Source organism: Bacillus sp. ISL-34, assembly GCF_018613325.1.
Lineage (GTDB): Bacteria > Bacillota > Bacilli > Bacillales > DSM-1321 > Peribacillus.
Window position 1 is genome coordinate 1 of the sequence record NZ_JAGGQJ010000004.1, and the last position, 17,989, is coordinate 17,989.

Annotated in this window: 21 protein-coding genes; 6 read left to right on the forward strand and 15 right to left on the reverse strand. The window is 42.2% G+C overall.

Annotation, left to right across the window (positions count from 1 at the left end):
- Positions 1-59: 59 nt before the first annotated feature.
- Together J7E52_RS03705 and J7E52_RS03710 are read right to left on the reverse strand one after the other, a co-directional pair.
- The gene (locus tag J7E52_RS03705; RefSeq protein ID WP_214744105.1) at positions 60-497 is read right to left on the reverse strand and encodes a MarR family winged helix-turn-helix transcriptional regulator; all 438 of its coding nucleotides are present in this window, start codon (positions 495-497) and stop codon (positions 60-62) included.
- 164 nt (positions 498-661) lie between these two features.
- A complete protein-coding gene (locus J7E52_RS03710; protein WP_214743762.1) occupies positions 662-922 on the reverse strand; it encodes a YqkE family protein in 261 nt (86 codons plus the stop codon).
- A 130-nt stretch (positions 923-1,052) separates the two neighbouring features.
- Here J7E52_RS03710 and J7E52_RS03715 point away from each other — a divergent pair, with 130 nt between their 5' ends.
- Positions 1,053-1,952, forward strand: coding sequence for an alpha/beta hydrolase (locus tag J7E52_RS03715; RefSeq protein ID WP_214743763.1), 900 nt, complete (start codon positions 1,053-1,055; stop codon positions 1,950-1,952).
- Between the two features lie 42 nt (positions 1,953-1,994).
- On the opposite strand, the gene J7E52_RS27270 is transcribed toward J7E52_RS03715, so the two are convergent.
- Genes J7E52_RS27270 through J7E52_RS03730 form a run of 3 tightly spaced genes read right to left on the reverse strand, consistent with a single transcriptional unit; the run spans position 1,995 to position 4,149 of the window.
- Positions 1,995-2,534: an iron-sulfur cluster biosynthesis family protein gene (locus J7E52_RS27270; protein WP_309476849.1), complete on the reverse strand. Its 540-nt coding sequence runs from the start codon at positions 2,532-2,534 to the stop codon at positions 1,995-1,997.
- Complete coding sequence (locus J7E52_RS03725; RefSeq protein ID WP_214743764.1) at positions 2,531-2,863, reverse strand: YolD-like family protein; 333 nt, start codon at positions 2,861-2,863, stop codon at positions 2,531-2,533. Before J7E52_RS03725 ends, J7E52_RS27270 begins: the two co-directional genes overlap by 4 nt.
- 26 nt (positions 2,864-2,889) lie before the next feature.
- Positions 2,890-4,149, reverse strand: coding sequence for a Y-family DNA polymerase (locus tag J7E52_RS03730; protein ID WP_214743765.1), 1,260 nt, complete (start codon positions 4,147-4,149; stop codon positions 2,890-2,892).
- A 414-nt stretch (positions 4,150-4,563) separates the two neighbouring features.
- On the opposite strand from J7E52_RS03730, the gene J7E52_RS03735 reads away from it, so the two are divergent.
- Positions 4,564-5,223, forward strand: a complete 660-nt coding sequence (locus tag J7E52_RS03735) for a C40 family peptidase (RefSeq protein ID WP_214743766.1) — start codon at positions 4,564-4,566, stop codon at positions 5,221-5,223.
- Between the two features lie 49 nt (positions 5,224-5,272).
- Here the strand turns inward: J7E52_RS03735 and J7E52_RS03740 are convergent, their stop codons facing one another.
- The 3 genes from J7E52_RS03740 to J7E52_RS03750 all read right to left on the reverse strand — a co-directional run bounded on the left by J7E52_RS03740 (position 5,273) and on the right by J7E52_RS03750 (position 7,740).
- Positions 5,273-5,800 (reverse strand): DUF3221 domain-containing protein, encoded by a 528-nt coding sequence (locus tag J7E52_RS03740; RefSeq protein ID WP_214743767.1) that lies wholly within the window; start codon positions 5,798-5,800, stop codon positions 5,273-5,275.
- Between the two features lie 156 nt (positions 5,801-5,956).
- Positions 5,957-6,748, reverse strand: coding sequence for an SDR family NAD(P)-dependent oxidoreductase (locus J7E52_RS03745; RefSeq protein WP_286197425.1), 792 nt, complete (start codon positions 6,746-6,748; stop codon positions 5,957-5,959).
- 23 nt (positions 6,749-6,771) lie between these two features.
- Positions 6,772-7,740, reverse strand: coding sequence for an MBL fold metallo-hydrolase (locus J7E52_RS03750; RefSeq protein WP_214743769.1), 969 nt, complete (start codon positions 7,738-7,740; stop codon positions 6,772-6,774).
- Between the two features lie 513 nt (positions 7,741-8,253).
- Between J7E52_RS03750 and proC the strand changes: the two genes are divergently transcribed.
- Entirely contained in the window at positions 8,254-9,099 is an 846-nt protein-coding gene (gene proC / locus J7E52_RS03755) for a pyrroline-5-carboxylate reductase (RefSeq protein WP_214743770.1), read from the forward strand.
- A gap of 74 nt (positions 9,100-9,173) precedes the next feature.
- Here proC and J7E52_RS03760 read toward each other — a convergent pair whose 3' ends face one another.
- The gene (locus tag J7E52_RS03760; RefSeq protein WP_214744107.1) at positions 9,174-9,605 is read right to left on the reverse strand and encodes a VOC family protein; all 432 of its coding nucleotides are present in this window, start codon (positions 9,603-9,605) and stop codon (positions 9,174-9,176) included.
- A gap of 280 nt (positions 9,606-9,885) precedes the next feature.
- On the opposite strand from J7E52_RS03760, the gene J7E52_RS03765 reads away from it, so the two are divergent.
- Positions 9,886-10,437, forward strand: a complete 552-nt coding sequence (locus J7E52_RS03765; protein WP_214743771.1) for a MerR family transcriptional regulator — start codon at positions 9,886-9,888, stop codon at positions 10,435-10,437.
- Between the two features lie 154 nt (positions 10,438-10,591).
- Here the strand turns inward: J7E52_RS03765 and J7E52_RS03770 are convergent, their stop codons facing one another.
- The 5 genes from J7E52_RS03770 to rnz form a co-directional block, all read right to left on the reverse strand.
- Positions 10,592-11,386: an ABC transporter ATP-binding protein gene (locus J7E52_RS03770; RefSeq protein WP_214743772.1), complete on the reverse strand. Its 795-nt coding sequence runs from the start codon at positions 11,384-11,386 to the stop codon at positions 10,592-10,594.
- On the reverse strand, positions 11,361-12,392 hold the full coding sequence (locus J7E52_RS03775; RefSeq protein WP_214743773.1) for an ABC transporter permease: 1,032 nt from the start codon (positions 12,390-12,392) through the stop codon (positions 11,361-11,363). The genes J7E52_RS03770 and J7E52_RS03775 overlap by 26 nt, the downstream gene beginning before the upstream one ends.
- A gap of 32 nt (positions 12,393-12,424) precedes the next feature.
- On the reverse strand, positions 12,425-13,420 hold the full coding sequence (locus J7E52_RS03780; RefSeq protein ID WP_214743774.1) for an ABC transporter substrate-binding protein: 996 nt from the start codon (positions 13,418-13,420) through the stop codon (positions 12,425-12,427).
- A 206-nt stretch (positions 13,421-13,626) separates the two neighbouring features.
- Positions 13,627-14,445, reverse strand: coding sequence for a squalene/phytoene synthase family protein (locus J7E52_RS03785; RefSeq protein WP_214743775.1), 819 nt, complete (start codon positions 14,443-14,445; stop codon positions 13,627-13,629).
- A gap of 63 nt (positions 14,446-14,508) precedes the next feature.
- Positions 14,509-15,450, reverse strand: coding sequence for a ribonuclease Z (gene rnz / locus J7E52_RS03790; RefSeq protein WP_214743776.1), 942 nt, complete (start codon positions 15,448-15,450; stop codon positions 14,509-14,511).
- A 229-nt stretch (positions 15,451-15,679) separates the two neighbouring features.
- Between rnz and zwf the strand changes: the two genes are divergently transcribed.
- Positions 15,680-17,179, forward strand: a complete 1,500-nt coding sequence (gene zwf / locus J7E52_RS03795; protein ID WP_214743777.1) for a glucose-6-phosphate dehydrogenase — start codon at positions 15,680-15,682, stop codon at positions 17,177-17,179.
- 60 nt (positions 17,180-17,239) lie between these two features.
- Here zwf and J7E52_RS03800 read toward each other — a convergent pair whose 3' ends face one another.
- Positions 17,240-17,401 (reverse strand): hypothetical protein, encoded by a 162-nt coding sequence (locus tag J7E52_RS03800; RefSeq protein WP_214743778.1) that lies wholly within the window; start codon positions 17,399-17,401, stop codon positions 17,240-17,242.
- Positions 17,402-17,704: 303 nt separating this feature from the next.
- Between J7E52_RS03800 and J7E52_RS03805 the strand changes: the two genes are divergently transcribed.
- The gene (locus J7E52_RS03805) at positions 17,705-17,878 is read left to right on the forward strand and encodes a hypothetical protein (RefSeq protein ID WP_034308217.1); all 174 of its coding nucleotides are present in this window, start codon (positions 17,705-17,707) and stop codon (positions 17,876-17,878) included.
- Positions 17,879-17,989 lie beyond the last annotated feature (111 nt).

A 17,989-nucleotide genomic window follows, 5' to 3' on the forward strand; every position in this document is an offset into this window, starting at 1 on the left:
AAATTGTAAAAGCCATAAAAGACTGTAGACGCTTGGGGTTCCCAAGCGTCTTTTCTTTGCTAAAATTGCTGTAATGTTTTCAATAGTTGGATCAGCGAAGCTTTTAAATCCTCAACCACCTTCTTATCATCACCCGACATTGCCGAAATGCGATCGGGAATGAAACAGGCCTCTTCCTGTAAACCAAGTCCCTTTTCCGTCAACTTAATCATGACAGACCGTTCATCTTCAGTCGAACGTTCACGGACAATCAAGCCATTCTGCTCCATTCGTTTCAACATGGGGGTAAGCGTTCCTGAGTCGAGGGCAAGAAGCTCCCCTAGTTTTTTCACTGTAAGTGTATCCTGCTCCCATAATAGAAGAAGAACGAGATATTGAGGATATGTCACTTCGAGTTTATCCAGCAGTGGTTTATATTTCTTCGTCATTTCCCTTGAACTTGCATAAAGCAGGAAACATAATTGGTCTTCCAGTACTTTTTCTATTTTTCTTTGCATCATATCACCAGCTAATAGTAGTCCATCCGATATGAAAGCATACCGAACTTATCTTTAATATAATCGTTATACTTTATAAAATAAAGGAATATCAGTGAAGGAATGGTCTTCCTGAACAGAAAAAGGGAGCCAGCCCTCTTAAAACTTAAACTGCTCCCTGTTCTTCATTTATAGTTCTTCCAGTTCAGATTGCTTTCACCCAATAGTTCCTCGAATGATTTATTCTTCTCCCGACGCTTTCTTTCTTCGCGTTTCTTTTCTTCTTCCGCTGCCTTTTTTTCTTTTTCAGCCTCATTAAGTTCCTTTTGCTTTTGACGAAGCTGGGACATGATATCTTGATTGATCATATCACCGAGTTTCAATGAAGATGAATCTTTATCTTGGTTTTTGCTTTGATTTTGATTTCGGGGCTGTTTCTTTTTCATCCTTAAAACCTCCTGGCCATTTATGAAATCATTATATCACGACTGCCGTTTTCCTCGTCATGGTTTTCAAACAGTGTTTTCCCATTTCCCTCATGGTAAAATAAAGAAAATCAACCTAGGAGGACCTTTCATGAAGAAATGGTGGTTTACACTGGCCGGAATCCTATCGTATATCATCGGCGTCGGCATTTATTTTTCCAATCGGATCATGTACATGAAAAAGAAGGAAGATGATTTTATCCAGAATCGTGAAATCATGGCTAAACGCCTGATCCGGGAGGATTTTGATAGTCTTCCTAAAACGGAAATTTGGGTATCGTCACCATCCGGTTATTCCTTGAAATGCTTGTTTATCGAACCGCATGACACCAATAAGTGGGTGGTCATTTCTCATGGTGTGACGGAGAACAAAGTCAATTCTATTAAGTACATGAATATTTTTCTTAAGCGGGGCTTCAATGCCATCATTTATGACCACCGCCGGCATGGGGATTCCGGGGGCAAGACGAGCAGTTACGGACATTATGAAAAATTCGACCTGAAGGCCGTAATCGATGAATTGAAAAGACGTAAAGGTCCCGATCTTCATATTGGCATTCATGGAGAATCCATGGGGGCCGTAACCCTGCTTTTATATGCCGGAATGCTTGAAGATGGTGCTGATTTTTACATTGCCGACTGTCCATTTTCAAATTTCGAGGATCAAATCAAACACCAGCTCAAGCATGAAGTCCCATTTCCTTCCTGGACCGTGTTTCCGCTTGGGCGTACGTTCATCAAACTCCGTGACGGATATTGGACCAATGAAGTGTCCCCAATCGATTATATGAAAAATATCCGAAACCCGGTGCTCTTCATCCATAGTGAAAATGACAGTTTCATTCCCGCTTCCATGACAGCGGAATTATATGCAGCAAAAGAGGGCCCAAAGCAGCTTTACATCGCTAAAAAAGGGGCCCACGCTCAATCTTATAATGAAAATCCAAAAGAATATGAAGATCAAATCGATCAGTTTCTAAAACTTGTCTGAGAAGAAAAAAGAGGGTATCCAAGATCCCCTCTTTGCTTTTAGTCAGATTTTATTAAAATAGCTCATCCTCGGATTTAAGATTTGATTCGGACTTTTTAATTGAAAGCTGTTCGCTTCCGGAACAAAGTCTATTTTCATGACTTCATCAAGAAAAATCATTTTTGATTTCTCCACATAGAGAGGAATCCCGTTTGTTTCCACTTTTTCGGTACCTTCTTCAGGTTCGTTGACCCACCATAGCGCGGTCACACCGCTTACCACGCAGCCACAGCCATCAGTATCATATTTCAACTGTAAATATCCTTCTTGTCCCTGTACCTTACCGGCCATTTTCTCGGCCGCTGTTTCCGTCCATTCAATATACATGATTGCACGCCTCCCGATGTCTTTCCTTTCCCCATTATAAACGATAAAAACGCTTCTGTTAAAGAAACTGCTTCCTTTTGCAAGATCAGCCCACATGAAAATCACTTCTTCATTGACCCTAACAAATGCCGATTCTCTTACGCCCCGCCCTTTCATCACGATGCCGTTTTTTAAAATGAAAGGCTGTCCCTTGGGAACAGCCCTTCCGCCCATCATTCCATTATCCTTACATCCGCTATATCGGAAAGCCTGATATAGTGAGCCTGCTGAAACCGATCGACGATATGAAGCTTTTGGGTGAGCTCATTATAATAATGGATCCTGCCGATTAACAGCTGATACCGGTTTCCTTCATAATGAGCAATCGTGACATCCTTACTTTCCTCCATCGCTTCCCCCATTACCGCATTCATTTCTTCCAGTTGCTGCTCATCCAGGATACGCTTCGTTTCATAGCCATCCTCCACCACCCAATCCCGAAGCATCTTCACATGCTCCGGCAACATCATCGATGTCCATTTGATGCGGCCGCGATCACGAATCATTCCTTTCCCTCCCTTCAAAGTCAACCTTACGCCTTATGCCCGCCAAGCAGCTTGCTTCGGTAAACGGCTGTACCTGCTTCTGTATACGAAACGGCACGCAATAACGATTTGGCTCCATATTTATGGCGGATTCGATCAACCGTGTAACTCAATTCCCGCTTCTTCCAGCGCGAAGCATCGAATAAAGTCAACTGCATTTCGTTATCATCCACAATATTCGAGAGCCTGACCTCTATGCTCCGAACCGTTTTTTGCTTATAGTTCTCATGAAAAAGCTCCAGGCAAACTTTATATAACTCCATGGTAATGTTGGTCGGTTCACTAATCGAACGCGAACGATGGAAACCTCCGCCAAACTCATCCTTGCTGTAACCAATGCTTAGGCTCACCGTCCTTCCTGCCTTGCGATGGGTGCGTGCCCTTCTTCCAACTTCTTCGCAAATTTCCAGCATGACCTGCTTTACCTCATGCTCCTCCTTATAATCCCGCAGCAGGATTTGACTTTTGCCGAAGCTCACCTGTCCTTCGATGATCGCTGCCCCCATGTCGGATAAATCTATTCCCCACGCATGGTGGTAAAGCTGATTACCCATAATTCCAAACTTCGCTTCAAGTAATTCAAGGTCATAATTGGCAAGCTGTCCAACCGTAAATATTCCCATTCCATGAAGGGTTTTTTCTACGCGCCTGCCGATCCCCCACATTTCACGAAGCGGGGAAATCGGCCAAAGTTTGCTTGGCACATCCTCATACTTCCATTCTGCAATCCCTTTATGTTTGGCTTCCAAATCAAGGCAAAGTTTTGCCATAAGCATGTTCGGTCCAATTCCAATGGCACAGGGGAGCTGTAATTCCCGTTCGATTTCATCCTTTATCTTTTCAGCTATCATCCGGGCATCTCCCCATAAAGAAGCGGCACCATCGACTTTCACAAAACTTTCGTCCACACTATATACGTGAATCGCTTCTTTGGGTACATAACGGTTGAACAAGCGGGTGATTTCCGTCGAAACCCTTAAATAGGTCGCCATTTTAGGTTCAACGACGACAATCCTCGGATCATTCGGGATCTCAAACATCCGCGAACCTGTCTTGATGCCAAATTCCTTCTTCATCTTTGGAGAAGCAGCAAGCACAATGCTCCCTGTCCTCTTCAAATCACCAACCACCGCCAGATAACAATCAAGCGGATCCAGACCAAGCATCACCGCTGAACAGCTTGCATAAAAACTTTTCATATCGATACACATAATCGATTGTTTCGGCATCGTCCCATAATCCATCATTTCTTCACCCTAACAAGAATATACGTTCGCTTTTATTATATTCATAACTTTAACCGAATATACGTTCTTATTCAATGGAAGTTTTCATACAAATTTCTACTTTTTATTGTAATTTCCTCGAAAAATATAATGGATACTAAAAATGGTTAAAATACCAATTTTAAACTGCATATCCAAATAGTTTTTTTAAAAAGAATCAATTGGTAGCTTGAATATTTTTTAATAGTTCCTTATGCTTAGTTTTTTTATATTTTTTCACCCTTTTCAACAGGCTTTCGTCTATTTTAAATTCAGTCTTACTGCTCATTTTTTGTAATAAAACTGTAACCAAAATTATGTCTAATTGTCATAATGGTATTGTAGGATAATATTGTTAACAATACTAGAGAGATAGATAGAGAGGAAATGAAAATTATGAAGAAATGGATCGCTTCAGCTGCTGTTGCTTCTGCCATGATGCTAACCCCACTGCAAGCCTTTGCAAATATTGGAGACCAAACCCTCAGACCCGGAATGACACATAGTGATGTCAAACAACTACAACAACTTTTAAAAACCAAAGGTTATTTCACATATTCAGGTTCACTGACAACATATTACGGCACCTATTCTGTATCTGCAGTAAAAAAATTCCAAAAATCCAAAGGGTTAACTGCTGACGGAATTGCCGGCCGGAACACATTTAATGCACTTGGTGTTTATAAGGTCAATAATACAAGCTTGATCAGCTATGCAAAAACCTTAATAGGCAAACCCTACAAATGGGGCGGGACAACACCGACTGGATTCGACTGCTCAGGTTTCGTCTATTACGTATTCCAGAAATCACAAGGAATCACCTTACCGCGTACAACATCATTGCTTTATTCCAATACAGGTTTAAAAGTTTCTTCACCAGCTAAGGGTGATCTTGTATTCTTTGATACTTCTTCTGGAAGAACAGGGGTATCCCATGTTGGGATTTATATCGGAAATGGTCAATTCATTAGTGCTACTTCTTCTAAAGGAATAACCATCACGGATATGGATAATTCTTATTGGAAACCAAAATATTTAGGTGCGAAAACTTTATAAAATCCCATAAAACAACCGGACAGAATTCAAGTGATTCAGTCCGGTTTTATTATTTTATATATAATATTTCATCCGTTAAATCCTCTACTGTCACCATGAATGAAGAGTCCAAGTTGGAACGGTTCATCATTTCGATATTATAAACATGCTCCGAGGGTAAATGGACGACTTCGAGAACCATGAATCGCTGACTTTCCGCTTTGCTGACATGATCAAGGGCAGCAGTGACCGCCCTTTGTTCGGCTAAGCTTTTTTCATCCGTCAGAACAAGAATCAGTTCCGCTTCCGCTTTCCCAGGAAATGATTCCTTCACCACGCCCCGGTACCATGGCTTCACTTTCATCCCGATTTCCAGGTCGGAATAATCGAGGTCATTACCATGCTGGTCTTGAATATATGTATCATTGGTCACCTTATAGTACGTCCCTTTTATCAAAATCCTTTTATCGTCAAGATCCGTAATGAAACCTTCTTCCCCCTTATCAACGGCTTCATCCATGCTCCAATCAGGGGATTGACAGCTACCCAGAATAAAGGCAACGAATATGGATATATAAAGGTTTACAATCCTCTTCATACAAATCCCTCCTACTAGAAATAGACGGATTCCCCTTGAAATAGTTACCAATTCATATGAAAACTTCGGTCATTTTAAAAAAGGGGAATGTCATCGACATTCCCCTTTGCTTATTATTAGACCATCTTTCGCCTTGTCTGGCATAGAAAGTCTAGCTTACTTTTTAAAAAATGCTTTTTTCCCTAATGTTTCGGTGATCTTTGGAAACATGTTATACCATTTCCCAGCAAAATTCATCCAGCCAGGGAGATTGATTTCCCTCTTATTGGTCAGCATCGCCGCTACGATTTTAGCAGCGACATCTCCAGGCTTAAGCATGAATTTTTCAACATTCTTTAAATATGTACCTGATTCATCCGCAATGTTAAAGAAATTCGTTTCTATGGGGCCAGGATTGACGGTGGTCACAAAAACATGATCTTCCATCAGCTCGAGCCGAAGTGCGTTTGAATAGCCAAGAACTGCGAACTTGGTCGAAGAGTACAATGTTGATTTAGGAGTGGCGATTTTACCGGCCTGTGAAGCGATATTGATGATATGCCCAGATTTCCTCTGCTTCATATACGGAAGAACCAGCTTTGTGCAGGCCATTAATCCAATGACGTTGACAGCAAACATTGCTTTCGTTTCATTTAATTCCGTATCCTGCGCTTCTTTAAACGTACCGAAACCAGCATTGTTGACCAACACATCCACTTCACCTATTTGCGCATGGATGTCATTAAATACATTTGTCACCTGATCAGTGTCTGCCACGTCAAGCTTATAGGCATATGCATCAATCCCATATTGGGTGATCAGTTCATTCCTTAGCTGTAGTAATTTATCCATGCTTCTGGCCAAGAGGACGAGACGGCCTCCCTGCTTTGCACTTTGAATGGCAACTTCCTTGCCAATTCCTCCGGAAGCACCGGTAATAACAATGACTTTGCCTTGCAACTTATTCAAAAAAGTGAGCCTCCTTGCGAACATTAAGCGATTGAATATAGAATGACCCCTGATTGGATTTCCGTTTCGACTTCACCCAAGTCTTCTAAATAGTCCAGCTGACCGACCGTTTCCGAAAGTGTCAGGCCCACTTCCTGAAGGTATACTTTCGGAAACAGCTGCTGACACACTTCAAAGGCCGATAAAGGCTTATCTTGAAGCATGCTTTTCACCTGCATGGCACGGTTATGCTGCCGCTCGAATCTATATTGAATCAAGTCGGCAACTGCATCTCCTTCCACCTCAGATCCATGTCCGGAGTAAACGGTGGATATGGAAAAATCCAATAATTTCTGAAGTGATGCATTATATTGCAGTAACGGACGAGGCCTCATGCCTCCGGGAAGTATAGGTGGTTCCATTAATGGATTAGGTGAAATCTTGGCAAGCAAATGATCGCCAGCGATCATGACCCCGTCACTTTCCCGATAAAAGGATAGATGGCTTTGCGCATGCCCTGGAGTCTCAATCACTTTCCAGCCTGGAAGACCAGGGAGTTCATCTCCCTCAGCCAAATATCCATGCAGCTTCCGTTCACTAAGGAAACTGATTTCGTCGCGGTTATGGATCAGTTTATTTTTCAGCTCTTCTGCCACTCCGAACTTTGTGGCATAATCAAGGAAAAAACGATTATGGGTTTCAAGGAATTCATCACTGATAGTCAGCCAGCGCTGATTGTTTTGGTGTCCATAAACCGGGATCTCTTTTTCAAAGAAATCGAGTCCACCAGCATGATCAGGATGATGATGGGTTAAAATGATTTGTTCTATATCAGTCAATTTCAGACCCAAATCCCCAAGCGCATTAGTCAAGGCTTCCTTTGATCGTTTTGTTTTCACTCCAGTATCGATTAGCGTTAAAGCATCCCCTTTAACTACATAAACATTCACATCACCCACTGCAAACGGCGTGGGCAAAGCAATTTTTGCAATATCTCCATTCCAATTCGCCATAATCTTTTCCACCTTAGAAAATTATATTTATATAAATCTTTTTATACGCTAAACAGGATTCTAAGTATACTTATCATGTATAATTACCATTTTACATGTATTTTTAATTACTGTCATTATTTTCACATAATTCATGTCTATTTTTTATCGTCCATGCATATATTATCATTGACAGAGTGCTGATATATCCTTCATAATCACAAGTAATTAAAGACGGCATGGCTTTGATTAAGGCCAAGTAAATTATTGATGGCGTAAAGAGAGTGAAGCTCGGAATGTGCTGAAAGGCTTCATCGCCCCCTCATTATTGAACCTACCTTATGAGCCTTCAGGAAAACCTGACGTAATTCCCGCGTTAGAGGATTCAAGTGCAGCTTTTCTGTTTATTTATTATGGAAAAGTTGAACAAAGGTGGTACCACGGAAGCTAGACCTTTCGTCCTTTATTGGATGAGGGGTCTTTTTGTTTTTCAAAAAAAGGCCGAAAACTTTAAAAGAAAAAGGAGCGGGAAATATGAAAAAAATCGCGTTTATCGGAGCTGGATCGATGGCAGAAGCAATCATTTCGGGGCTGGTGACCCAACAGGTAATTGAACCAGCAAATATTTTTGTAACAAATAAATCAAATGATGATCGGTTCGATTATTTAAAGAACCAATATGGTGTAACTGCCACAAGATCGCTGCAGCTATTAGTACAGGATGCAAACCTTGTCGTACTGGCGGTGAAACCGAAAGATATTTTAGAAACGATGCAATCAATAAAAGAATATATTCGTGAAGAAATGCTGTTCATTTCCGTTGTTGCCGGGGTTCATACAACAAGCTTGGAAGGTATCGCCAACAAGCGGTTCTCAATCGTCCGTGCCATGCCTAATACATCGGCTGCCGTAGGAAAATCAGCAACGGCCCTTGCGGCTAACTGTCATACGAAAGAATCGCAATTACAAACGGCGATTACCCTTTTTGAAACGGTAGGTACGGTGGCAGTTGTCGAAGAAAACCAGCTAGATGCGGTAACAGGCTTATCAGGCAGCGGTCCGGCTTATATTTATTACTTGGTCGAGGCATTGGAAAAATCGGCAGAAAAAATAGGTCTCGATTCCGAAACCGCTAAGCAATTGATTCTCCAGACACTGATGGGTGCGGCCGATATGTTACAGAAATCACCTAAAACGCCTGCCGTACTAAGAAAGGAAGTAACTTCACCAGGCGGAACGACTGAAGCAGGTCTGAAAGCACTTCAAGCACATCAAGTGGAAGAAGCATTCATTGCCTGTGTACAAGAAGCAACTGAGCAATCGAAGCGAATGGGCAATCAAATAAGTAAAGAACTAGCCAAATATGTAGTTTCGCAGTAAGGCGCATGATGATGATCGGCTGTTGCCAGGCAACAGCCCTTTTTTTCTATAGGGTAATCCTTCCGGAGTGTGCGTTACTTTATAATCAGCATCTCATATTCATCAAAACTCCAATCCTTCGAATATGCAACCTCCCAATAGTAACCATCGGGGTCAGAAAAATATCCGCTGTATCCTCCCCAAAAAACATCCTGAGGTGATTTCTCGATTGTTCCCCCGGCCTTTTCAGCCCTGATGATCACATCATCCACTTCTTCAATTGATTTAGCATTATAAGCAAGCGTAAGACCCGGGAAACCATTTTTCTTAGGCGGTTCTTCCTCATTGATGTCTTTTGTTAGCTCCTCTAAAGGATACAAAGCAAGTTTCGTTCCTGCATTATTAAAAAAAACGATTGCGGGTTCGTCCTCTTTAATCGTTGTATGGAATCCCAACCCGTCCCGGTAAAACCTTAATGATTCAGCAATATCCCTGACACCTAAAGTTATAATGTTGATCCTGTTCATACTAGTCCTCCTTTTTCCATGTTTTAAGGGTAAATTCGACATCTGGATCACTTTTTCCTTTATAGCTTGATTCATCAGCCACGCCATCACAAATGCTTCTAAAAGTTCCTTAACAACGCTTACCATTTGCAAAAGCGGCTCCAAGGGAAATTCCATGGATTGCTCCTCATGCAAATTACGTAGGAATTCCACTTTCTTTGCCGAAAGAATACTTGTTTTGTCAACTGTAAAGGAAATTCCTCATATTTATCGAATTCAACAACCAAAAGGGGGAATCTCGATGAATACAAGTGCAGTTGCCCGGTTACTGAATGTTTCCCATAGTACGATTCAACGCTGGGTCACCCAATTGAACATGGACGTAGAACGGAATCAGCTTGGCCACTACCAGTTTTCGGATGAAGATATTGCATTATTGAGAAAAATCCAAGATCAGCTGAACGAGGGCATCATTCTTCAAAAGGTCAGCATCTCAGAGAAAAAGATTAGAAAAGCAACCATCCAGAAACACTCCGAATCGAATAAAGAACATGATCAACTGCTAGAACGGGTCATCCGGCTTGAAAATGGACTGAAAACAAAAGCGGACGATGTTGTATCCTATCAGCTTTTACAGCACAGAAGTGAAATGGAAGAAATGCACAAACTCGTTAAGAAACTCGAAGCCCGTATCGAAGCGTTAGAAAAACCAACGGGTCAGCACTTTGATTATTTCCTCGCGGCTGAAGAAGCTGCTGCCACTAAAAAGACGAAGAAAAGGCCATTCATAAAAATGATTTTTGGAAACAGAAAGAACGATAGTTCATCATGGAGCACAGCCGACAGCGATTAACATCGATTATCATTCAAGATCGATCATGAGCACCCCAATAGCCATTTATGCCAAGCATTTCTTCAGTAATAGGACCTGATCTATTTAATTACCCCAAAATAAAAAAGGCCCTGACCCAAGATTAATCTCACCTGGGTCGGGCCTTTTCATCATCTTAAATCAACACTGCACGGTCATTGAGCATTTTTTCGCCTTTGATGCGCTGGAATTCGTTAAGCAGTTTTTCGACGGTTAGCTTCTGCTTTTCAGCGCCTCTAGCTTCAAAAATGATCTGTCCCTTATCCATCATGATCAAGGAATTTCCAAGATCGATTGCCTGCTGCATATTATGAGTCACCATCAACGTCGTTAACTGGTTCTTTTCGACGATTTCCTTCGTCAGGTTTGTAACAAGCTCTGCCCGTGAAGGATCAAGCGCTGCAGTATGTTCATCAAGAAGCAGGATTTTAGGGTCGATGAAGGTCGCCATCAGCAATGATAGTGCCTGGCGCTCCCCTCCTGACAATAATCCCACTTTTGCAGTCATCCGGTTTTCCAAGCCTAAATGAAGGGTGCCCAAACATTCTTTAAAAAGTTCTTTTCGTTTTTTTGTAACCCCAAAGCCTAAACCTCTTCTATTGGTTCTGCCATAGGCAATCGCCATATTTTCTTCAATCGTCATATGTGGTGCCGTACCCAGCATGGGATCCTGAAAAACGCGTCCAATCATTTTTGCACGGGCATGTTCTTCAATGGCCGATACGTTTTCACCATCGATGATGACTTCACCGGCATCAGGGAGAATCTTACCGGAAATCATATTCATCAAAGTCGATTTACCTGCTCCATTACTTCCGATGACTGTTACAAATTCTCCTTTTGTCATCTGCAGTTCCAGATTTCCAAGGGCTAGCTTTTCATCTGGTGTCCCCTCATTGAACACTTTATAAATCTGATTTAACCGAAGCATATTCTTCCCTCCCTTTCGGTGAAGTCCCATCATGACGCATCTGTATTTCTTTAAGCCGCCTTTTCTTCCGGTTTTTTTCCTTTTGTTTATCGGAAATTTTTGGAATGACAAGTGCCCCGACCACAATAAGTGCCGTAATTAATTTAACATCTCCTGTTTCTAGGAATTCAACGCGAAGTGCCAAGGTTACGACGATTCTGTAAATGATTGCCCCTCCAATGACCGCCAGCGTCGCACGTGCAATCGTTTTTGCTCCAAATAAAGCCTCACCGATTATGACGGATGCCAATCCGATGACAATGATTCCAATCCCCATGCCTATATCGCTAAAACCGTTATATTGGGCAACCAAGGATCCCGAAAAAGCCACAAGTGCATTTCCGATTGCAAGTCCCAGAATCTTCATGTTGCCGGTATGAGCGGAAAAACTCTTGACCATTGCTTCATTATCACCAGTCGCCCGTAAGGCAAGACCAATTTCCGTTTTAAAAAAAGCCGACATTCCAGCTTGGATGACTACAGCCACAATCAGCATAACGATTAATATGGCCCATGTCTTTGGCAGGCTATCACCTAGACCCACGAAGGATAAAAGACCATTCAACAAATTGTCCAGCCCGGTGCCAGCCCAGGCATCCTGTATATTCGTGATAATGGTTGTTTGAGAAAGCAACGGAATGTTGGATGCACCCATGATCCTCAAATTAATGGAGTAGAGCGCAATCATCATTAAGATACCTGCCAAGAGAGGATTGATTTTCCCTTTCGTATGCAGGAACCCTGTTATCGTCCCAGCGATGAACCCTGCCAACATTGCACTCAACGTGGCGACGATCGGCGAGAAACCGTTAACGATCATAATGGCGGCAACAGAGGCCCCTGTCACAAAACTGCCTTCCACTGTCATATCCGGGAAGTCGAGAATCCTGAATGTTAAATAGACACCGAGTGCCATGATCGCATAAATCATTCCCGACTCAAAAGAGTTGAATAAGGCTGAGAACATTTTTTTCTTCCTTCCCCGAACAAAAGCAGAGTTTATTTTACAAACTCAGCATCTGCTTTCCATTCTTCTTTTATTTCAACACCCATATCTTTTGCTGCCTTTTCATTGATGACCAATTTCAGTTTTTGTGGATATTGAACCGGGATATCTCCAGGCTTTTTGCCATCCTTCAGGATTTCAACCGCTTTCTGCCCCGCTTCATAACCAATATCATAGTAACTGAAGCCATATGCTGCAAAACCGCCGGCATTCACGGAATCAAGCTCACCGACAAACAATGGGATATCTTTATCATTTGCCACCGAAATGACCGATTCCAGTGCCGAGACAACGGTATTATCAGTAATGATATAGAAAGCATCCGCTTTTCCGATTAATGATTCCGTTGCCTGTTTAACCTCGGCTGAAGTGGAGACGGATGCTTCCACGACTTTCAATCCCGCTTTTTTTGCTTCCGCTTTCACATTTTTTATTTGGACGACTGAATTTTGCTCCCCTGTGTTATAAACCGTTCCAATTGTCTTGGCGCCAAGCTCTTCCGATAGGAATTTCATTGACTTTGCAATGGCTTCAGGATGGGAATCCGTCGTACCCGTCACATTTCCGCCTGGCTTATCCAAAGAAATGACAAGCTCCGCCGCTACAGGATCTGTAACCGATGTAAAAACGATTGGAATATCCTTGGTCGCATTTAAAGCACTTAGAGCACTAGGAGTCGAATTGGCAAATATCAGGTCCACTTTATCCCCAACGAAGTTATTGGCGATCGTTTGACTGTTATTTTGATCACCCTGTGCAACTTGAAGATCATACTTGGCATTGATGTCACTATCCTTCAATGCCGCCTGGAAGCCTTCATATGCCTGATCCAGCGAATCATGCTGAACGATTTGTGTTACCCCAATGTTGAAGGTATCCTTTTTGCTTTCATCCTTTGCCGTATCTTTTTCCTTGTCATTTCCACAGCCAGCCAGTAGTAGCCCTGCAACCAATGTCATGGCTGCAGTCGAATATAATTTCTTTTTCATATTTTCCCCCCGCTTTTTTCTTATTTTTGATAGGTCTTTTTAACGACACCAACTTTTTGGTTTTATGTCCTAAATTATAATCGTTTAGTCCCAATTATTCCAATATATTTTTTCACTTTTTAGAATTTTTCGAGTTCTTTTATGAAAAACATCAAAAAAGCTGCTGTGAAAGGCATGTTTACTTTTCACAGCAGCTTAATGGAATATTAGTGTTCGACTACTTGGGTAACAATTTCGGTAACCGTCGCGCGATCGATTTTTTCTTTGCCTTCTTTTAAGGCCTTCAAAGTGGCTTTTGCCAATTCCAAGGGTATTTTACAGAAGTGGATGATCTCTTTCGTTTCAATCTCCCCAATGTACGCATCGGCTAATGCAAGATTACGTTCCGTATGGGCAAGCATCTCGTCGAAACCCCAGCCATCCGGATAAAAGTTCACACCGCGTTCTGCATCCTCCTCACGGTTACGCAGGATATTGACCGTTTGGAGTCCACGGCCAAATGCGATGGCAAGTTCACGGTCCGTTTCGGTTCCATCGTACCATTTCCACATATCTGACAGCATGACCCCCACTAAACCTGCAACATAATATGTGTAATCATCGAGTTCCTCTTCATTATGGATTTGCCAGTCCTTAGTAACCCATTTTGCCATGCCTTCGGCCATTTCCTTTGTCGACTCCAAGACTTTGGCTTTTGCACCGGGAGGACAAAATTCAATCCAGTCCGAAAGAAGCAGGGTCACTTCGGGCAGATCTTCCTTATATGGTTCAAATAACGATTGAAGATCTTCTTCCCTGTAATCCGCATCAAGCAGCTCACTAAGAGCCTGTAACAGGGAAACCTTGATATCTGCAGATAGACCGGGGTGATCCTCGATCTCATCGATGGCGCGCATGCAAAGGTATGCAGCTCCAATGGCCTCCTGTAATCCCTTTGGAAGATAGCTGATTGGAATGAAAAAAGTCCGGCTTGTTTTTAAGAGAAAATCCATTGCTTTAGTATGTAGGTCACTTTTGTCAGTCATATTTACACTCCTTTAAATATCCAATGAACAATTGATTCATTATATCAAACATAGGCTTTGATTTCAGCTATCATATTCCTCTGAATATAAAGGAACTTTAATTGCCATTAGATCTTCACCCATGATCGTGTTTGCAAAGATCGCTTTGCTCTCCTCTTTTAACCTATCAGCATCCTCCGGAGTATACCGTGAGCTGATATGGGTAAGGATTAGATGCTTAGCTCCCGCTTTCAATGCCGTTTCTGCCGCCTGAACGGTGGTCGAATGATAATACGCTGATGCCATTTCAGCTTCTTCCGCTGAAAAAGTAGCTTCATGAACAAGGTAATCCGCCGATTCAGCAAGAATGACAGCATTGCTGCACACTCTTGTATCACCAAGAATCGTGATGATTCGCCCTTTTTGCGGAGCACTGAGATAATCCTTCCCATTTAAGACACGGCCATCATCGAGACAGACCGTTTCACCATTTTTCAATGCTTTAAAAAGCGGACCTGGCTTCACACCTTCAGAACGCAGCCGGTCGGTCAGTAAGCTTCCCGGACGATCCTTTTCCACAATCCGGTAACCGATGCTGTAAATGCCATGATCAAGAGTCATGGCCGTAACTGTGAATTGTTCGTCCTCAAACACTGCGCCTTCCTCTATTTCGATGATTTCCAAGGGATATTTTAAATGGGTTCCACTCACCTGTAAGCTCGTCTTAATAAATGCATCAATGCCTTGTGGACCATATACGGTCAATTTATCCACTCCGCCCTGAAAAGATCTGCTGCTTAAGAATCCAGGGAGTCCGAAGATGTGGTCACCATGTAAGTGGGTGATGAAAATTTTTTCAACCTTTCGCGGTTTGACCGCCGTTTTTAAAATTTGATGCTGTGTTGCCTCCCCGCAATCGAATAACCAAACCGTCCCTCGCTCTTCCAATAATTGAAGGGCGATTGATGTCACATTACGCGCTTTGGCTGGAACGCCAGCGCCTGTACCCAATAAAACGAAATCCACTCATACTACCTCCGTTGCAATTACTTTATGACTTAACTATAGCATAACCAAGGTGCTCTTTCATTTATGACCCATTAAAACGGAAACCAAATTAAACTTTTAATGAAATATGAGAAAAAATGCGCAAATTGATTGCTTTGAGGGAAAGCTAAACGTAAAATTAGAAATTGGTACACATACGGGAAGTCCAACTTTATAGACAGATTTAACGGAAAGTTGAGGTTTTAACATGACAGAAAACAATAAACCCACAGCATTGATCATGATTTTTGGTGCTACCGGAGATTTAGCGAAAAGGAAATTGTTTCCTTCCATATATCGACTATTTCAAAAAGAGAAAATTAATAAGTTCGCCGTCGTTGGAGTGGCAAGGAGGCCATTGACGAACGAGGAGTTCCAAACGAGTGTCAAGGACTCGATACTTACGTTCGGACATGCGGAAGAAAAGGTCGACGAATTCATTTCCCATTTCCATTATCACTCCCACGACGTTTCCAGCTCGGAATCATACCTGCAGTTAAAAGACATTGCCGAACAATTAGACGGACAATATCAATTGGAAGGAAACCGGATCTTCTATTTGGCGATGGCACCCGAGTTTTTCGGAACGATTGCCGAACAGATTAAAGCACAAGGCCTGAGTGACACGGATGGATATAAGCGCCTGGTCATAGAAAAGCCATTTGGACACAGTTTCGAAACAGCACAAAAATTGAATGAGCAAATCCGAACCGCATTCGCTGAAGATGAAATCTACCGTATCGATCATTATTTAGGTAAAGAAATGGTACAAAATATTGAGGTCATCCGTTTTTCCAATGCCCTATTCGAGCCGCTTTGGAATAACAGATATATATCCAACATCCAGGTTACTTCAAGCGAAACACTTGGCGTTGAAGAACGTGGGCGTTATTATGAAACCAGCGGTGCCCTAAGGGATATGGTCCAAAACCATCTGCTGCAAATGGTGGCCTTGCTTGCCATGGAACCCCCGATCGCTTTGACGACAGAAGAGATTCGAAGCGAGAAAGTGCGGGCATTGCGTTCACTTCGACCAATGAAAGTGGACGAAGTCAATCAATACTTCGTCCGTGGCCAGTATGGTGAAGGAACGATAGACGGTCAAACACTTCCGGCCTACCGCAATGAACATAACGTAAATCCGGAATCCAACACAGAGACCTATGTTGCGGGTAAATTGATGATTGATAACTTCCGTTGGGCCGGCGTTCCTTTTTATATCCGTACCGGTAAGAGAATGGATGTCAAATCAACGAATATCGTTGTTCAATTCAAAGATATCCCAATGAATCTGTATTATAAAACGGAAGAAACGCTGAACCCGAATCTTCTCGTTATCCATATCCAGCCTGACGAAGGTATCACACTGTACCTAAATGTTAAGAAATCCGGGACGACATCCAATACAAAGCCAGTGAAGCTGACCGTATCCAACAAAGGGATCGAACACATCAATTCTCCCGAAGCATATGAAAAGCTATTGTTTGACAGCATGCGCGGGGATGCTACAAACTTTACGCACTGGGACGAGGTTGCCCTCTCATGGAAGTTCGTCGATACCATTTCCAATGCATGGGAAAATAATAAAGACGAGTCTTTCCCTAACTATGAAGCGGGATCCACAGGTCCACTGGCATCCGATGAACTCCTGGAAGAAGATGGACATATTTGGTGGGAAATCAAGAAAAACGAAAATGATGTTGATTGAAATGAAGAAGGGATGCAGATTTGAATCTGCATCCCTTCATTCATTCATTCATTCATTCATTCATGAAAGACTCTTCCTGACCAATTTATCACGGATAATATGATACATTTCCTTAGGCTTAGACACTTCTTCCTCTATTTCCGAATTAAGCCAAAATGAAACACCAAATTCTAAGGAGATGAAAAATAAAAATATGGCTAAAGCCCACCAGATGATGAACATAAGTCACCCGCTCCTTCTCTCTTCTATCTGCCTGAATCCTATGGTCCGTCCATCTCTTTCAATTTTATATTCCTTTTTCCGCAGGTGTTTAAACCTAAAAAGCAAGGATGAATGACATACATCGTACTACGTTTTCCCTAAAAAAGGTAAATTAATTGGAACTATTTACAACTAGTTCATCTTTACCATTTTTACCCTTCCAACCTCGTTATAGAAATAGAATGGTGAGTCCTTGCAAAGGTTACACTAGAAAAGGTGCCAGTGACGGCACACCACTAACTTCGATGTGGAGGGATTAAACTTATGGACATTCGTGAAGGATTAATTCCAACAGCGTTGGGCACAGCCGTGACTGCTGCGGGTTATGCAATGAAGCAGACCCGGGGCTCAAACAAAATGGTAGCTAATACGGTTTTTGGTTTCGGTTTGGCACATGTTGTATTAGGGGTCATTGACCTTGTAGAGCATCGGAGATAGTAAATAAAGAGAGCGCATAGAAGCGCCCCTTTTTTTGTGCATTGAAGGTCCGGATATTACAATTGGATTCCGAAACAAAAAAGCCGGCTTAAAAGGGAATCCCCTTTTAAG

What these genes read in the sequence shown, in the direction of transcription:
- J7E52_RS03805 (WP_034308217.1), top strand. Translation starts at nt 17,705, where the DNA reads ATGGACATTCGTGAAGGATTAATTCCAACAGCGTTGGGCACAGCCGTG.
- J7E52_RS03775 (WP_214743773.1), bottom strand. Translation starts at nt 12,392, where the DNA reads ATGTTCTCAGCCTTATTCAACTCTTTTGAGTCGGGAATGATTTATGCG.
- J7E52_RS03715 (WP_214743763.1), top strand. Translation starts at nt 1,053, where the DNA reads ATGAAGAAATGGTGGTTTACACTGGCCGGAATCCTATCGTATATCATC.
- J7E52_RS03780 (WP_214743774.1), bottom strand. Translation starts at nt 13,420, where the DNA reads ATGAAAAAGAAATTATATTCGACTGCAGCCATGACATTGGTTGCAGGG.
- J7E52_RS03725 (WP_214743764.1), bottom strand. Translation starts at nt 2,863, where the DNA reads ATGATTCGTGATCGCGGCCGCATCAAATGGACATCGATGATGTTGCCG.
- J7E52_RS03770 (WP_214743772.1), bottom strand. Translation starts at nt 11,386, where the DNA reads ATGCTTCGGTTAAATCAGATTTATAAAGTGTTCAATGAGGGGACACCA.
- zwf (WP_214743777.1), top strand. Translation starts at nt 15,680, where the DNA reads ATGACAGAAAACAATAAACCCACAGCATTGATCATGATTTTTGGTGCT.
- proC (WP_214743770.1), top strand. Translation starts at nt 8,254, where the DNA reads ATGAAAAAAATCGCGTTTATCGGAGCTGGATCGATGGCAGAAGCAATC.
- J7E52_RS03705 (WP_214744105.1), bottom strand. Translation starts at nt 497, where the DNA reads ATGCAAAGAAAAATAGAAAAAGTACTGGAAGACCAATTATGTTTCCTG.
- J7E52_RS03710 (WP_214743762.1), bottom strand. Translation starts at nt 922, where the DNA reads ATGAAAAAGAAACAGCCCCGAAATCAAAATCAAAGCAAAAACCAAGAT.
- J7E52_RS03760 (WP_214744107.1), bottom strand. Translation starts at nt 9,605, where the DNA reads ATGAACAGGATCAACATTATAACTTTAGGTGTCAGGGATATTGCTGAA.
- J7E52_RS03735 (WP_214743766.1), top strand. Translation starts at nt 4,564, where the DNA reads ATGAAGAAATGGATCGCTTCAGCTGCTGTTGCTTCTGCCATGATGCTA.
- J7E52_RS03785 (WP_214743775.1), bottom strand. Translation starts at nt 14,445, where the DNA reads ATGACTGACAAAAGTGACCTACATACTAAAGCAATGGATTTTCTCTTA.
- J7E52_RS03800 (WP_214743778.1), bottom strand. Translation starts at nt 17,401, where the DNA reads ATGTTCATCATCTGGTGGGCTTTAGCCATATTTTTATTTTTCATCTCC.
- J7E52_RS03740 (WP_214743767.1), bottom strand. Translation starts at nt 5,800, where the DNA reads ATGAAGAGGATTGTAAACCTTTATATATCCATATTCGTTGCCTTTATT.
- J7E52_RS03750 (WP_214743769.1), bottom strand. Translation starts at nt 7,740, where the DNA reads ATGGCGAATTGGAATGGAGATATTGCAAAAATTGCTTTGCCCACGCCG.
- J7E52_RS03730 (WP_214743765.1), bottom strand. Translation starts at nt 4,149, where the DNA reads ATGATGGATTATGGGACGATGCCGAAACAATCGATTATGTGTATCGAT.
- J7E52_RS03765 (WP_214743771.1), top strand. Translation starts at nt 9,886, where the DNA reads ATGAATACAAGTGCAGTTGCCCGGTTACTGAATGTTTCCCATAGTACG.
- J7E52_RS27270 (WP_309476849.1), bottom strand. Translation starts at nt 2,534, where the DNA reads ATGATGGGCGGAAGGGCTGTTCCCAAGGGACAGCCTTTCATTTTAAAA.